Annotated in this window: 11 protein-coding genes and 4 pseudogenes; 9 read left to right on the top strand and 6 right to left on the bottom strand. The window is 59.9% G+C overall.

Going from position 1 to position 15,923, the window contains the following annotated elements; genetic code table 11:
• Positions 1-62: 62 nt before the first annotated feature.
• Together tadA and QCL51_RS04990 are read right to left on the bottom strand one after the other, a co-directional pair.
• The gene (gene tadA / locus QCL51_RS04995) at positions 63-542 is read right to left on the bottom strand and encodes a tRNA adenosine(34) deaminase TadA (RefSeq protein WP_103443548.1); all 480 of its coding nucleotides are present in this window, start codon (positions 540-542) and stop codon (positions 63-65) included.
• A complete protein-coding gene (locus tag QCL51_RS04990) occupies positions 542-1,921 on the bottom strand; it encodes a multicopper oxidase family protein (RefSeq protein WP_021781924.1) in 1,380 nt (459 codons plus the stop codon). The genes tadA and QCL51_RS04990 overlap by 1 nt, the downstream gene beginning before the upstream one ends.
• Positions 1,922-2,260: 339 nt before the next feature.
• Between QCL51_RS04990 and QCL51_RS04985 the strand changes: the two are divergent.
• From QCL51_RS04985 to QCL51_RS04960, 6 genes and pseudogenes are all read left to right on the top strand, one after another.
• A pseudogene (locus tag QCL51_RS04985) lies at positions 2,261-2,637 on the top strand (DUF6861 domain-containing protein); the annotation flags it as partial.
• Between the two features lie 76 nt (positions 2,638-2,713).
• Complete coding sequence (gene tri1 / locus QCL51_RS04980; protein WP_021781922.1) at positions 2,714-3,781, top strand: ADP-ribosylarginine hydrolase Tri1; 1,068 nt, start codon at positions 2,714-2,716, stop codon at positions 3,779-3,781.
• A 219-nt stretch (positions 3,782-4,000) separates the two neighbouring features.
• Positions 4,001-4,324 (top strand): annotated as a pseudogene (locus QCL51_RS04975) (transposase); the annotation flags it as partial.
• Positions 4,279-4,443 (top strand): annotated as a pseudogene (locus tag QCL51_RS04970) (IS256 family transposase); the annotation flags it as partial. The pseudogenes QCL51_RS04975 and QCL51_RS04970, both read left to right, overlap by 46 nt.
• 324 nt (positions 4,444-4,767) lie before the next feature.
• Entirely contained in the window at positions 4,768-6,234 is a 1,467-nt protein-coding gene (locus QCL51_RS04965) for a DUF6861 domain-containing protein (protein ID WP_021781920.1), read from the top strand.
• A gap of 8 nt (positions 6,235-6,242) precedes the next feature.
• Positions 6,243-6,563 carry a hypothetical protein gene (locus QCL51_RS04960; protein ID WP_021781919.1) on the top strand — a complete coding sequence of 107 codons (321 nt, stop codon included), beginning with the start codon at positions 6,243-6,245 and terminating at the stop codon, positions 6,561-6,563.
• Between the two features lie 269 nt (positions 6,564-6,832).
• Here the strand turns inward: QCL51_RS04960 and guaA are convergent, their stop codons facing one another.
• From guaA to QCL51_RS04940, 4 genes and pseudogenes are all read right to left on the bottom strand, one after another.
• Entirely contained in the window at positions 6,833-8,410 is a 1,578-nt protein-coding gene (guaA, locus tag QCL51_RS04955; protein WP_021781918.1) for a glutamine-hydrolyzing GMP synthase, read from the bottom strand.
• Between the two features lie 78 nt (positions 8,411-8,488).
• Positions 8,489-9,958 carry an IMP dehydrogenase gene (guaB, locus tag QCL51_RS04950; RefSeq protein ID WP_003255025.1) on the bottom strand — a complete coding sequence of 490 codons (1,470 nt, stop codon included), beginning with the start codon at positions 9,956-9,958 and terminating at the stop codon, positions 8,489-8,491.
• A gap of 86 nt (positions 9,959-10,044) precedes the next feature.
• The gene (locus QCL51_RS04945; RefSeq protein WP_003255027.1) at positions 10,045-10,602 is read right to left on the bottom strand and encodes a hypothetical protein; all 558 of its coding nucleotides are present in this window, start codon (positions 10,600-10,602) and stop codon (positions 10,045-10,047) included.
• 47 nt (positions 10,603-10,649) lie between these two features.
• A pseudogene (locus QCL51_RS04940) lies at positions 10,650-10,796 on the bottom strand (sulfite exporter TauE/SafE family protein); the annotation flags it as partial.
• A gap of 425 nt (positions 10,797-11,221) precedes the next feature.
• Between QCL51_RS04940 and xseA the strand changes: the two are divergent.
• From xseA to leuA, 3 genes are all read left to right on the top strand, one after another.
• On the top strand, positions 11,222-12,601 hold the full coding sequence (gene xseA / locus QCL51_RS04935; protein ID WP_028698084.1) for an exodeoxyribonuclease VII large subunit: 1,380 nt from the start codon (positions 11,222-11,224) through the stop codon (positions 12,599-12,601).
• Positions 12,602-12,604: 3 nt separating this feature from the next.
• A complete protein-coding gene (locus QCL51_RS04930) occupies positions 12,605-13,429 on the top strand; it encodes a M23 family metallopeptidase (RefSeq protein ID WP_021781915.1) in 825 nt (274 codons plus the stop codon).
• 433 nt (positions 13,430-13,862) lie between these two features.
• On the top strand, positions 13,863-15,536 hold the full coding sequence (gene leuA / locus QCL51_RS04925) for a 2-isopropylmalate synthase (RefSeq protein WP_021781914.1): 1,674 nt from the start codon (positions 13,863-13,865) through the stop codon (positions 15,534-15,536).
• Positions 15,537-15,923: the final 387 nt, after the last annotated feature.

Genomic DNA, 15,923 nt, shown 5'->3' with positions numbered 1-15,923 from the left:
GCCCCTGCATAATTCGCACAGAACTTACAGGAGCGGGCTGCCCGCCAAGAGCCGGATGCAATTCAGGCCTTGGCCCGACGAGCCCTGAAGAAATCGCTGAGAATCTGCCCGCACGCCTCGGCCAGCACCCCGCCCTCCACCATCACCCGGTGATTGAGAAAGCCTTGGCCAAAGAACTGTCCCTGGCTCTGCACGACCCCCGCCTTGGGTTCCAGCGCGCCAAACACCACGCGCATCACCCGCGAATGCACGATCAGCCCCGCACACATGCTGCACGGTTCCAGGGTCACATACAGGGTGCTGCCGGGTAGCCGATAGTTGCTGGCCGACCTGGCTGCCGCCCTGATCGCCACCATCTCGGCATGCGCGCTGGGGTCACTGTCGATGATCGGCCGGTTGAACCCCTGGCCGATCACCTGTCCGTGCTGCACCAGTACCGCGCCCACCGGTACCTCGCCCAGCGCCGCGCCTTCGGCGGCCAAACCCAGTGCCAGCCGCATGAATTCCTGATCGCGACTGCGATCGATGATCTGCGGACGCATCAGACCACCGCGATCGCGGCCATCAGGCCGGTTTCCATATGGTCGATGACGTGGCAGTGGAACATCCAGGTCCCAGGGTTATCCGCCACCAGCGCTACCTGGGCACGCTCGTTCTTGCCCAGCAGGTAGGTGTCGGTGAACCACGGCTCCTTGATGTCGTGACGGTTGGAGCCGATCACCTTGAAACTCATGCCATGCAAGTGGATCGGGTGCTGGTACTGGGTCATGTTCTTAAGCTCGAAGATGTAGCTCTTGCCCTTTTGCAACGTGGCGATGGGGCGGTCGGCGCAGGTCTTGTCGGTGATATCCCAGGCCTGACCGTTGATCTGCCACAAGCTCGGCGGTTTGCCCGCGTCAGTTGTGACAGAGACGCTGGCGGCCCACTCGAAATTGAAGTTCAGCTTTTCGGCATTCTCCAGGTCCGGCTCGGCGATCGGATTAGGCGGCAGCGCTGGCGGCCAGTCACTCGGCGCGTCGTTGCTGGCCACCGAACGCAGGGTGCCCAGGCGCACGAAACCATCGCGCAGGGAGATTTCCTCACCCGCCTCGGGAATGCGAATGGCCAGACAGATACGCATGCCCGGGCCTAACCAGTACTCATCCAACGCACGCGGGGTGACCGGGTTGCCGTCGAGGGCATAGATTCGCGCCTCGCAGTTGCCTTTGAGGTTGAGGCGATAGGTCCAGGTGTTGTCCAGGTTCAGCAGGCGCACCCGCACCACCTGGCCGGCCGGCAGCTCGGTGATCGAGTCGGCCTGGCCGTTGATGGTGATCAACCGCCCGGCAGTGCCGTTGCGCGCGGCCTCGCGCGGGATGCTGAAAGGCAGCCATGCGCCCTGCTCGTCCACATGCCAGTTCTTCAGGCTCAGCGTACGCTCATGCTGGAACCCGGTGGGTTCACGCTCCTCGACGATCAGCGGCCCGACCAGACCGCGGCCTAGCTCTTCGGAGCTGCTGACATGGGGGTGATACCAATAGCTGCCGGCGTCCGGCACGCGGAACTTGTAATCGAAGTATTCACCTGGCTTGACCGGCAATTGCGACACATAAGGTACGCCGTCCATTTCCAGCGGTAGGCGAATGCCGTGCCAGTGGATAGTGGTCTCGACCGGCAGATGGTTGATAAACCTAACCCGCAGCCAAGTGCCCTGGCGCACGCGCAGCTCGGTGCCCGGGGCCGATGGGCCGAAGGCCCAGGCCTCGGTCTTGAACCCCGGCACCAGCTCCACTTCCAGCGGGGCGGCAATCAGCTCGTAGTCATGCCCGGCGTTTTCGTCCTCGACCTTGCCCAACCAGTATCGCGCCGCGCCCCCGGCGCCCAGGCCTACTACAACCAGGCCGGTCAGGCCCTTGAGCATTTGTCGACGGGTGAAGGACATCGGTGCGGGTACCTCGTATTCTGCGCAATCAGTCTGTCAGCAAGGCGCTGACGATGAAGGGCGAATACGATACACCTGCAAATGGGAAATATTAAGTGAAGTATCCAACCATCTTCCGCTTTAGCTACGGATTGGCTGGGCGACCGGCGTAGCAGAATCAATCGACAGCGCCGACATCAATTCGACACCATTGCCAGAGGCACCTCGGATGAGAAAATGCCTCGCAGTGCAATCATCAGCTCATTTGGCGGTTGGCTTGACTGCCAGGGCGGTGCATGGGAATGAATCGCCGTCAGCCAGCACACTCACCGAGCCTTCTCTAAAGGAATGCAATGGTAAATGGACTTATCAGCTTACGTCCCTAGCTGGGGCGACATCGAACGCAACCTGGACCAGAGGTTCAGCGCCCTGAATCAGAGCGTCAGCAGCGGCTTGCGCAATGCCCATGACAGCTGGGACGGTTTCACCCGCCGTGTAAGCGATGGCGCCAGCCAGGCCTATGGCGCTGTAGGCGCGCATCGAATCGACAGCGTCCGGCAGGCGATGGCGCTGTCCTACCCCATGATGCAGTCAAATCTGTCCCGCACATGGGCATCCATCAACATCGACCAGATTTTCCCCGTGCTGCTCAAGCTGGTGCGAGAAGTGGTGATGATTCTCGGCGGCAGCGTCGCGCTGGGCGGCGTTATAGCGGCGCGGTAGGTTCTCTCGCCTTCCGCCAGGTACCTCTTTCAGAGTACTGAATCGGATTGAGCAAGGCCCCACGACTCATCTCTTATTAGAAAAAGTACTATGATCGACCTGCACAGCTCCACCCTCGCCGTTACCGAATATGCCTACCGGTACAACCACTTGCTGCCAGCGCCCACCCCACGCGAATCCGCAAGCCGTGGCTACGTACACCCGCAATGGCAAAATTCGCGCGCCTGCACACTCACCCCCGATCAATCGCTCGACAGAGCCAAGGGGGCATTGCTGGGGTTGGCCATTGGCGATGCCGTAGGCACCACGCTGGAGTTCTTGCCCCGTGATGCCAAGCATGTCGATGACATGGTCGGCGGCGGGCCGTTCAGGCTCAAGCCAGGTGAGTGGACCGATGATACGAGCATGGCGCTTTGCCTGGCGGACTCGTACCTGGCGTGCATGCGATTTGATCATGCCGATTATCTTGAGCGTCTGTGCAGGTGGTACAAGCAAGGGGAAAACAGCGCTAACGGTGTCTGCTTCGACATTGGCAATGCAACCCGCCTTGCCTTGGAAGGATGGCTACGGCAAGGCTTGGACTGGTCAGGCAACACAGACCCGAACACGGCCGGTAATGGCTCGATCATCCGACTCGCCCCGACCGCCATATTCAGGCGCCACATGCTACCGTCCACCTGGCGCGAAGCTCAAAGTCAGAGTCGGACCACCCACCGGGCGCCCGAAGCACTAAGTTGTTGCGAACTGCTGGGTGCGCAGCTGCACCTCGCCCTGAACGGCGCAGACAAGGAGGAAATATGCCGCCCCATGGTGCGCCCATTGCAGCCCCGCGCCACGATTATCAACGCTGGCGAATACAAGGAAAAAAGCCGCGACCAGATTCGCTCTTCAGGGTATGTCATCGACACCTTGGAAGCTGCACTGTGGGCAGTGTGGAATACCGACAACTTCAGGGACGCAGTGCTTCTGGCAGCAAACCTGGCAGACGATGCCGACAGTGTGGCAGCCGTGGCGGGGCAACTAGCCGGGGCGTTGTACGGGGTATCCGGCATGCCCGTGCAATGGGTAAAGACAGTGGCGTGGTCAGAACACATACAGGACCTCGCCCAAGCGCTGCACGACCAGGCGCCTGAAAGCGACCCGTTCTACTCGCTGTGATAATGCACGCAGCGGGGCAGATGAATGTGAGTAGCCGATAGACCTCAGAATGACAAAGGCCCGCGATTACGCGGGCCTTTGTGTGTTACAGGTCATCTGACACTGGCTATTGCCATGTGCCGGCTTATTCCCACTCTATTATCAACGACTAGAAATACCCCATAAATATCATCTATTTACGAAACATAAATCTCATAACACCACAAATAATGCCATATCGGTTCTGCCATCAGCAATTCCTTGGATTACAGCCTGAAAAGCTGGACGGCACTGTAGCGCTACCACGATGACGGGGCTGTGCCCATTGATAATAATTGGTGCGAGTACCAGATACGGCGCTAGGCGCTGGGGCGCAAGAACTGGCTCTTTGCACGGTCTCTACGGAGCTCTAAACGCGCCGCCGCGATCATGAGCTTGATCCAGTCGGCCCGCAACAACGGACACGATCCGTATGCCTACCTGAAGGACGTGCTGACACGCCTGCCAACGCAGCGGGCGTCGTGGGCATCTTCCCCTACGATCCAGCGATCACACGGCTGGTAGGTGCGATGCTGCTGGAGCAGAACGACGAGTGGTGCCTGCAACGACGTTACATGCAGTTGGAGGCCTTTGAAGCAGTCAGCGATAATCCACAGGCCAAGCTGTCGGCCGTGATCAATTAAACGGCCAACTCAGTGGCCAGAGCCATGATGAGTTACACCACTTCCTGGGACACGATCAAAAGTAAAGCGATAGCGCGGGTAATTGAACTCGATATTTCCAGTGGTTACAGCGAGTTATGCGAACTGAACCAGCAGCCGCCATCTTATTGCCACTATTGCTGTAATGCCGCGTGAGCGTAAAGAATGCAGCACGTTCGGAATTCTATCGGTTGTCTCAACGGCAATCATGGCACTAAGCTATACGTTACTCAGCTTATTGACCGCTGTAACACCTGCATGCGCGCTGACTGAACGCGCGCCTTCACCAAGGACTGTGATGTGTAAATGGACCTTCTAGCCCATGTCCCCAGTTGGGACGATATCGAACGTAACCTCGACCAGAAATTCGGCGAGCTAAACCAGAGCATCAGCCATGGATTGCAGAGTGCTCATGACAGCTGGGATGGTTTTACCCGTCGTGTCAGTAATGGAGCCAGCCAGGCTTATGGCTATCTCGGTGGGCACCGCATCGACAACGTACGTAACGCCATGACGTTGTCCTACCCGATCATCCAGACCGATCTTCGCCGTAAATGGGCGTCCATCAACATCGAGCAGATCCTGCCAGTGCTGCTGGAGTTGGTTAAAGAAGTCTCAATGATTGTGGGAGGGAGTGTGGCGGTGGGTGGCGCCATCGGCGGCGCGGTTGGCTCGCTTGCTTTTGGCGCGGGCGCGCTACCGGGCGCAATGGTTGGAGGCGGGATTGGGTTGCAAGTGGGCAACCTGATTCTGATGGGTTTGGGTTTGGCGGCCATCGCTGACTATTTCTATCAAGGCTTACCCACCTGCCTTGCGAGCCTGCAAGAAGGACTCGCTACGGCCTGGTACGCATCCGACGGCGTCAAGCCAGAAGGGCTTGATCCTACCGGCGGCTCTTCGGCGCAGATCCAGGAGCGAACAGAACGCGCAGCACGACAACTTGCGCGTGGGCAGGAGCAATTGGTGTTGCTGCTGTTGACGGCCATCGTCACCTACCTCACTCGCGGCCAGATGAAGGCTGGGGTGATGAATAGTATGGAAAGCATTGCAACGCGCAGCGCCAAGCTTCAGGCGGAGATCTCCAATAGGCAGTTTGCGGATTGGTTGGCGAAGAATGAGCAGAAGATTCTGGCGCAGCCTGAGTTGCAGATCAAAGGCGTCAGTTCAGTTGAGACCCTAGCGCGTGAAACTGAGATGCGTGATTTTTACGCCAAGCAGGATCCTACATTCACTTCAGTGGAAAATAAACGACAAAAAGCCAAAACATTTGAGCCCAAGGGTTTAAGCACCCAAACAGTTCAAGAGTATTTGGCTAGCGAGGAAGGGAGAAAATATTTCGCTAAAATTATAGCAGCAGCTCCTGATACATCGCCTGATGTTCTCATTGAGAGAGCTTTTAGCCAAATCGCATCAGGCAGTACCATACCGGTGACCACACACATAACAACCCCCCTTGTGAAAATTGTACCTATTGGCGAAAAGGGCGTTTCTGATTTCTCACCTTTTTTTACCACCATGGATGAATTAAAAGCGGCTGCAAAATCTGGAAGAACCCTAGCGGACTCACTTGGCTTACCCGTCATTAGCGAAAACTCGAGATACTCTATATTTGAGATCACCCCACTCCAGCCTACTGAGGTTTTTATGAGCAAAGTAGCACCAACGGTGGAGTTTGGAGGTAATATCACGAGAGCTGGAGGGGCGTCCCAATACCTGGTGCCTAACAGACAAGAGTGGTCTGCTGCGAAACTCATAGGCGAAATCGATAACTAGGAATCATCATGGACATTCTGGCTTTAAAAAAAGCGGCAGTAGAACTACGAAAAAATCTCGAGCTACACAAGAAAACAGAGCCAGCAGCGCTATATTTATACGAACAATTGGAGCATTTAATATCCGCAGCTGAGCGGGGCGAAATTAGCACTCCAGTTGAGGCTAGGGACGTACCAGGCAGTAAAATTATGGATGAGTCAAATCTCAGAAAATACAAAGAGCTTTCGGAAGCTTATAGCACCTTCTACATCGAGCTTATTGGAATCCGAAATTCAGAAACATACAAAATGATGGAAGACATGATTAGAGAAGCTCGAAAGGAGGAGTAAAAACCAGGATGTCTGTTACGCAGTTTCTTAGCTGGCGTGCCCCCTGCATGCGCGCTGACTGAATGCGCGCCTTCACCAAGGACTGTGATGTGTAAATGGACCTTCTAGTACTCTCGACACCATGTCGGCATTTCTAATGCCGATCATGGTATCGAGGTACTTGTGCAGATGCCAACCATCCGCACCATGAAAAACGCCATTAATGACACAGTAAAAGTAACTATCTATCTTTATTTTTTACAACTAGATCAGATAGTTACGAATACCCCCTACTCCCACTCGATGGTCGCCGGCGGCTTGCTCGACACGTCGTAGGTAACGCGCGAAATACCGTCGATTTCGTTGATGATACGACCGCTGACAGTTTCCAGCAGCTCGTACGGCAGGTGTGCCCAACGCGCGGTCATGAAGTCCACGGTCTCGACGGCACGCAGGGCCACGACCCAGGCGTAGCGACGGCCGTCGCCGACGACGCCGACCGACTTGACCGGCTGGAATACCACGAATGCCTGGCTGGTCTTGTGGTACCAGTCGGCCTTGCGCAGCTCTTCGATGAAGATGTGGTCGGCGCGACGCAGGATGTCGGCGTATTCCTTCTTCACTTCACCAAGGATACGCACGCCCAGGCCCGGGCCCGGGAACGGGTGGCGGTAGACCATGTCGTATGGCAGGCCCAGCTCCAGGCCGATCTTGCGCACTTCGTCCTTGAACAGTTCACGCAGCGGCTCGACCAGCTTGAGGTTCATCTCCTCGGGCAGGCCGCCGACGTTGTGGTGCGACTTGATCACGTGAGCCTTGCCGCTCTTGGCGCCAGCCGACTCGATCACGTCCGGGTAGATGGTGCCCTGGGCGAGGAACTGGATGTTTTCCAGCTTGCTGGCTTCGGCATCGAACACATCAATGAAGGTGCGGCCGATGATCTTGCGCTTCTTCTCCGGGTCGGCTTCGCCGGCCAGGTTGTCGAGGAACTGCTTTTCAGCGTCGGCGCGGATTACCTTGACACCCATGTTCTCTTTGAACATGGCCATCACCTGGTCGCCTTCGTGCAGGCGCAGCAGGCCGTTGTCGACGAATACGCAGGTCAGCTGGTCGCCGATGGCACGGTGCAGCAGCGCGGCAACCACCGAGCTGTCGACGCCGCCGGACAGGCCCAGCAGAACGTTGGCCGAACCGACTTGCGCACGCACCTGGGCGATGGCGTCTTCAACGATGTTGGACGCCGTCCACAGGGCTTCACAGCCGCAGATGTCCTGCACGAAACGGGACAGGATGCGACCACCTTGCTTGGTGTGGGTCACTTCGGGGTGGAACTGCACGCCGTAGTAGCCGCGGGCGTCGTCGTACATGCCGGCGATCGGGCAGCTTGGGGTGCTGGCCAGAATGCTGAAGTTGGAAGGCATCTGGGTGACCTTGTCACCGTGGCTCATCCACACGTCCAGGCCCAGCACGCCATCGTCGTCAACGTGGTCTTCGATGCCATCGAGCAGGCGGCTCTTGCCGACAACGTCCACGCGGGCATAGCCGAACTCACGCAGGTCGGAACCTTCTACCTTGCCGCCCATCTGCTCGGCCATGGTCTGCATGCCGTAGCAGATACCCAGCACAGGCACATTCAGGTCAAACACGGCCTGCGGAGCGCGCGGGCTGTTGGCTTCGTGAACCGACTCGGGGCCGCCGGCGAGGATGATGCCGCGCGGGTTGAATTCGCGGATCGCTTCATCGTCCATGTCGAACGGGTGCAGTTCGCAGTACACGCCGATTTCGCGCACGCGGCGGGCGATCAGCTGGGTGTACTGGGAACCGAAATCGAGGATCAGGATGCGGTGAGCGTGAATGTCGAGGGCCATGACTCAATCTCGTCAGTGGAAATCGGAAACGACGCGGGGCTGTCATGACAGCCCCGCTTTATGTTGTAGCTGGAAGCCTCAGCCTACGCGGTAGTTAGGGGCTTCTTTGGTGATTTGCACGTCATGCACGTGGGACTCGGCCATGCCGGCACCGGTGATACGTACGAATTCCGGCTTGGTGCGCATTTCTTCGATGGTTGCGCTGCCGGTGTAGCCCATGGACGAACGCAGGCCGCCCATCAGCTGGTGGATAATCGCGGCCAAGGCACCTTTGTAAGGAACGCGGCCTTCGATGCCTTCCGGTACCAGCTTCTCGGCGCCGGCCGAGGAGTCCTGGAAGTAACGGTCGGACGAGCCTTGCGCCTGTGCCATGGCACCCAGCGAGCCCATGCCGCGGTAAGCCTTGTAGGAACGGCCCTGGAACAGTTCGACTTCACCCGGGGCCTCTTCGGTACCGGCGAACATCGAACCCATCATCACGCAGGAAGCACCGGCAACGATGGCCTTGGACAGGTCACCGGAGAAGCGGATACCACCGTCAGCGATCAGTGGCACGCCAGTGCCTTCCAGTGCTGCGGCAACGTTGGCGATGGCGCTGATTTGCGGCACGCCGACACCGGCAACGATACGGGTGGTGCAGATAGAGCCAGGGCCGATACCGACCTTGACCGCATCGGCACCCGCTTCGGCCAGGGCCTTGGCGGCAGCGCCGGTGGCGATGTTGCCGCCGATCACCTGCACTTGCGGGTAGGTTTCTTTCACCCAGCGTACGCGGTCGATCACACCTTTGGAGTGGCCGTGGGCAGTGTCGACGACGACAACATCAACGCCAGCCGCCACCAGCGCAGCTACGCGCTCGCCGGTGTCCTTGCCGGTGCCGACGGCGGCGCCGACGCGCAGGCGACCCTGGTCGTCCTTGCTGGCCAGCGGGTAAGCCTTGGCTTTTTCGATGTCTTTGACGGTCATCATGCCCTTGAGGTTGAACTTGTCGTCAACGATCAGGACTTTTTCCAGACGATGCTTGTGCAGCAGCTCGCGAACTTCGTTTTTGTCGGCGCCTTCGCGGACGGTGACCAGACGCTCTTTCGGCGTCATCACGTCGCGGACCTTGGCGTCCAGACGATTTTCGAAGCGCACGTCACGGGAGGTGACGATGCCGACCAGGTCGCCGTTCGCCAGCACCGGCACACCCGAGATGTTGTTCAGGCGGGTCAGCTCGAACAGGTCGCGCACAGTGGCATCGGCGTCGATGGTGATCGGGTCCTTGACCACGCCAGCCTCGAACTTCTTGACCTTGCGCACTTCGCCGGCCTGTTGTTCGATGGTCATGTTCTTGTGGATGATGCCGATACCGCCTTCCTGAGCCATGGCAATGGCCAGACGCGCTTCGGTCACGGTATCCATGGCAGCGGAAACCAGCGGAATGTTCAGCTCGATGCCACGGGTCAAACGGGTCTTGAGACTGACTTCATTGGGCAGTACCTCGGAATAGCCAGGTACAAGGAGGATATCGTCGAAGGTCAGGGCTTCTTGGCTGATACGCAGCATCGCGGGGGCTCCCGGGCGGGAAAAATGGAAGCGCGCCATTATACTCATGCATGGCGCGCCGCTCAATGCAAAATAAGGGCCTTCGGTCAGGCTTGTGGCAGTTTTACCTGCACCACGGCCACCGGCTGGTCGAGCCAGTCGGCGAAGCTGTCGAGAAAGGCCTGGGTGAACCCGGCCTCGCCCCAGTTGTTGAAGATGAACCCCAGGTTGGAAAAGGCACATGGCTGCAGGTAAATGAAGCCATTGATGTCATCTTCGAAGCCGCACAGTGGGCAGGTAAAGTTGTCGCTCACTGCCGGCATCCACTCTTCCAGGCTTTCGAACAACGGCTCGCCTACCTCGCGCCGGCACTCCGGGCAACCGGCTTCTTCGAGGAAGCCTTCGGTGGGGGTGTAGATGCAGCGCTTGAGCATCACTTCCAGGCCGTTGACCGGCTCGCCGAAGGGCAGTTTTTCCGGGTGCAGGGCCACTTTGCGCGCCCCTGCCGCCAGGGCATGGCCCATGCGGTTGCCGGTGCGGCCACAGGTGGTCAGTTGCTCCTCGACGACTTTTTCGCGCACCAGCCAGCGCAGGATGGCGCGGGCGCGGGCTTCATGTACCGGGACGGTAGACAGCTTTGGAACGATGATGCTCTGGGTGTTCATGAACGGGACAAGCCTGAGAAACGCCGGTAATGACGCAATTCTACCGCTCAGGCGCTCAGGTAGCGACCAATCAACGCCAGGCCGCTGGCCAGCACCAGCCAGGTGACCAGGCGTACGAACGCTTCGCGGGATAACCGGTGGGTCAACCGACGCCCTACCCACAGGCCAATGAACATGACAGGCAGCAGGTAGGCGATGCCGAAGACAATGTAGGCCCCAGCGATGGCCATGAGGAGAGCTGAGCGAGCATCGTGCCGAGTTCCTGGGTAGTCCTTGTATTCGTCGCAGGATTGCGCCGGGGCAAACAGGTGCATGTCTTGGGGTTTTTGGTGCCTGTGAGATCGAGCGCCGCCCGCGCGGCGCATCGCGAGCTGCGCTCGCTCCTACGTTTGTTTCGGGCCAGTAACGCCTGTGACAGGCGCGCGCGACCGCCTTGTTTGTAAGACGTGATATTGCGCCATGCGCCAAGGCGTTCGCGCGCAAATGGCACAGGAATAATTGGCCAAAAACAAACGTAGGAGCGAGCGCAGCTCGCGATGCGCCGCGCGGGCGGCGCTCGATCTCACAGGCACCACAAACCCCAAGACATGCACTCACCCAGCCCAGTATCATGCCCACCATGATCAGAGACCCCTTTGAACGACTCGGCCTGGACCGCGAGGTCCTTACCGTCAGCCAACTCAACGGCCGCGCCCGCGTGCTGCTGGAAGACGTTTTCCGCAGTGTGTGGGTGGAAGGCGAAATCTCCAACCTCGCCCGCCCGGCGTCCGGCCACATGTACTTCACCCTCAAGGACAGCGGCGCCCAGGTGCGTTGCGCGTTGTTCCGGCAGAACGCCACGCGGGTACGCCAGGCACTGCGAGACGGCCTGGCGGTGCGGGTGCGCGGCAAGGTTTCGCTGTTCGAGGGACGTGGCGACTACCAGCTGATTCTCGACACCGTCGAGCCCGCCGGTGATGGCGCGCTGCGCCTGGCTTTCGAGGCCCTGAAGGAAAAGCTCGGTGCCGAGGGACTGTTCAGCACCGAACGAAAGAAGCCACTGCCGGCTCACCCGCAGCGCATCGGCATCATCACCTCGCCCACTGGCGCGGTGATCCGCGACATCATCAGTGTGTTCGGCCGCCGTGCCCCGCAGGTGGAGCTGAACCTGATCCCTACGGCGGTACAGGGCCGCGAAGCCATCGCGCAGATCGTACGCGCCATCCGCCTGGCCGACAGCCTCGGCTTCGATGCGCTGATTCTGGCGCGTGGTGGTGGTTCGCTGGAAGACCTGTGGTGTTTCAACGAGGAAGCCGTGGCGCGTGCCGTGGCCGCCTGCGTCACGCCAATTGTCAGCGCCGTGGGCCATGAAACCGACGTGTCGATCAGCGATTTCGTGGCTGACGTGCGCGCGCCCACCCCGTCGGCTGCCGCCGAGCTGCTGGCCCCTGACAACAGCGGCCTTCGGCAACGCCTGGATGGCCTGCAACGGCGCCTGCTGCTGCGCATGCAGAACCGCCTGACCCACGACCGCCTGCGCCTGGAGTCACTCACCCGCCGCCTGCGTCATCCAGGCGAGCGTTTGCGCCAGCAGGCTCAACGCCTGGACGACCTGGACATGCGCCTGCGTCGCGCGTTCATGCTCAACCTCAACCAGCGCCGCGAACGCCTGGCACGCCTGGACGCCCGCCTGGCCGCGCAGCATCCGGGGCGTAACCTGAAACTGCTGAACCAGCGCCTGGACAGCCTGGCCGAGCGCCTGCCACGGGCCATGCGTGAGGTGCTCAAGGACCGTCGCCAGCGGTTCCAGGCCCAGCTGCAGACACTGCAAGTGGTCAGTCCGCTGGCCACCCTGGCCCGCGGATACAGCATTTTGCTGGATGAACAAGGCCAGGCCATTCGCAGCGCCGAACAGACCCGCAACGGCCAACGCCTGACTGCCCGCCTGAACGAAGGCGAGCTGCTGGTGCGCGTCGAAGACAACCACCTGACCCCGGTCACCCTCTCACTACTGGACTGACACATGCCCCGCATGCTCGCGCCCCTGCTTGCCCTTTCCCTGCTGCTGGCCGGCGGCGCCCAGGCCAGCTATATCACCCGCACGCTGAACAAACCGGTACCCGGCGGCGTGGCGGTCGTCGACCTGGGCCCCGCCGCCAGCGCACCCAGCGCCCGTTTCGACGGCAAGCCGGTGCTGGTGGTGAAGGAGCAGGACAACTGGCTGGCCATCGTCGGCATCCCGCTCACCCAAAAGCCCGGTACCGCAGTGCTGAACCAGGGCGGGCGCACCCTGCCTTTCAGCGTAGGTAGCAAGAAGTACCCTGAGCAGCGCATCACCCTGAAGAACACCCGCCAGGTCAACCCTAACCCGGCCGACCTCAAGCGCATCGACCGCGAGCTGGCCGAGCAGATCAAGGCCTACCGCAGTTTCAGCCCGAACCTGCCAAGCAACCTGATTCTCGACAAGCCGGTCAACGGCCCGCTGTCGAGCAAGTTCGGCGTGCGCCGCTTCTTCAATGGCGAAGAACGCAACCCGCATGCCGGGCTGGACTTTGCGGTACCGGCGGGCACGCCGATCAAGACACCCGCCAATGGCAAAGTGATTCTGCTGGGGGATTATTTCTTCAACGGCCGCACGGTGTTCGTCGACCATGGGCAGGGCTTCATCAGCATGTTCTGCCACATGTCGAAGATCGATGTGCAGGTCGGGCAGCAACTGCGTCGTGGCGAGGTGGTCGGGCGCGTGGGCTCGACCGGGCGGGCGACCGGGCCGCATATGCACTGGAACGTCAGCCTGAACGATGCGCGGGTGGACCCGGCGATTTTCATTGGCGCGTTCCAGCCCTGAAACTGCGGCGTCTGCTTCGCGGGCACGCCCGCTCCCACAGGTACAGCGAAGCCTTCAGACACAGCGCGATACTGGTGGGAGCGGGCATGCCCGCGAAGACGCCAGCACAGTCGACAGCAGATCAACTGCGTTGCGCCATCGAAAAATACTGCGCAAGAATCAATAAGCGCCCAGAAGATCCAAGCCATAAAATCTCGCCCGATTACTTTTTTTAAGCATTTATCTCAATTTTTCCCGAACGCTTGCCATCCCCTACCCCACTGGTTAAGTTTGAAGGCATGAAAACCTTCAGCACCCTCATCCTGCTCCGACAACATCGCAGCCTCTGCCTGGTCAGCGCCCGACTACCAGGCTGAATCGCGTCGCCTCGCCTCTTCATATCGTTATCGCTTCGGCAGGCCCGATCTCGGCCGCACACAAAAGGATTGCTTCCATGACCATGCTCAAAGACCCTTCGAAGAAGTACCGCGCTTTCCCGACCATCGACCTGCCTGACCGTACCTGGCCGTCGAAAACCATCACCCAGGCACCTATCTGGTGCAGCTCCGACCTGCGTGATGGCAACCAGTCGCTGATCGAGCCGATGGACTCGGAGAAGAAACTGCGCTTCTGGAAGACCTTGGTGCAGGTTGGCGTGAAGGAGATCGAAGCCTCGTTCCCGTCTGCCTCGCAAACCGATTTCGACTTCGTGCGCACCCTGATCGAGGACGGCCACATCCCGGATGACACCACCATCCAGGTGCTCACCCAGGCACGTGAGGACCTGATTGCCCGCACCTTCGAGTCGCTGCGTGGTGCGAAGAAGGCCATCGTCCACCTGTACAACGCCACCAGCCCGTCGTTCCGCCGCATCGTCTTCAATCAGGACAAGCAAGGCGTGAAGGACATCGCGGTGAACGCGGCCAAGCTGTTCGTCAAGTACGCCGCCCAGCAGCCGGAAACCCAGTGGACCTTCCAGTACTCGCCAGAAACCTTCAGCGCCACTGAAATGGAGTTCGCCAAGGAAGTCTGTGACGCGGTCATCGAGGTGTGGAACCCTACCCCTGAACACAAGATCATCCTCAACCTGCCGGCTACCGTGGAAGTGTCCACGCCAAATATCTACGCCGACCAGATCGAGTGGTTCTGCCGCAACATCAGCCGCCGCGACAGCGTGATCATCAGCCTGCACTGCCACAACGACCGTGGCACCGGCATCGCTGCCACCGAACTGGGCCTCATGGCCGGCGCCGACCGTGCCGAAGGCTGCCTGTTCGGCAACGGCGAGCGTACCGGTAACGTCGACCTGGTGACTTTGGCTCTGAACCTCTACACCCAGGGCATCGACCCGTTGCTGGACTTCTCCGACATCGACGGCGTGCGCAAGGTGGTCGAAGAGTGCAACCAGTTGCCGGTACACCCACGTCACCCGTATGTGGGCGACCTGGTCCATACCGCGTTCTCCGGCTCGCACCAGGACGCCATCCGCAAGGGCTTCGCCAAGCAGCAGGATGGGGAACTGTGGGAAGTGCCTTACCTGCCGATCGACCCGGCCGACATCGGCCGCAGCTACGAAGCGGTAATCCGCGTCAACAGCCAGTCGGGCAAAGGCGGTATCACCTACCTGCTCGAGCAGGAATACGGCATCAGCCTGCCGCGTCGCATGCAGATCGAATTCAGCCAGGTGGTGCAGGGTGAGACCGACCGCCTGGGCCTGGAAATGACCGCCCAGCAGATCTACAGCCTGCTGCACAAGGAATACCTCCAGGCCAACGCGCCATACGCACTGGTCAGCCATCGCCTGCAGGAAGAAAACGGCCACAGCGCTGTGGAAGTGGAAGTTGCCGGTGAAGGCGAAACCACCCTGCACTGGCGCGGCAAGGGCAACGGCGCCCTGGAAGCACTGGTGGCTGGCCTGCCTGTTGCCGTAGAGATCATGGACTACAACGAGCACGCCATTGGCGCTGGCACCAATGCCAAGGCCGCGGCCTACATTGAATTGCGTGTAGCCGGTGGCCGTCCGGTGCATGGCGTGGGTATCGATGAGAACATCACCACGGCCAGCTTCAAGGCCCTGTTCAGCGCGCTGAACCGCTCGCTGAGCCAGCAGGAAGCCAAGGCGGCCTGAAGCCTGGAATGAGGGATGAGAAAGCCCGCATCGTTTGATGCGGGCTTTTTTTGTTGACCTGGACTGGCCATTTCGCGGGTAAACCCGCTCCTGCAACGGCCTGCGCCCAATCACCAATGTGTGTGTCCACCACCGATCAGGTGTAGGAGCGGGTTTACCCGCGAATACGGAGGCCACGGCAACGGTGAACGGCCAGGGATATTGGCCAGCAGGCCCGGCCCTTTCGCGGGTAAACCCGCTCCTACAACGGCCTGTGCCCACCTCCCGGTGTATGTCCACCGCAGATCAGTGTGTAGGAGATCGGTTTACCCGCGAAAAGGCCAGCACAACCAGTGCAAATACTCCAGGCAAAAAAAGGGGCGCCGACCAAGCGCCCCATAAGCCGTA

Origin of the sequence: Pseudomonas sp. LTR0, from assembly GCF_036630035.1 — a bacterium.
GTDB classification, from domain to species: domain Bacteria; phylum Pseudomonadota; class Gammaproteobacteria; order Pseudomonadales; family Pseudomonadaceae; genus Aquipseudomonas; species Aquipseudomonas putida_Y.
The sequence above is the reverse complement of the archived record's forward strand: the minus strand, read 5'-3'. Positions and strand labels throughout refer to the sequence as shown.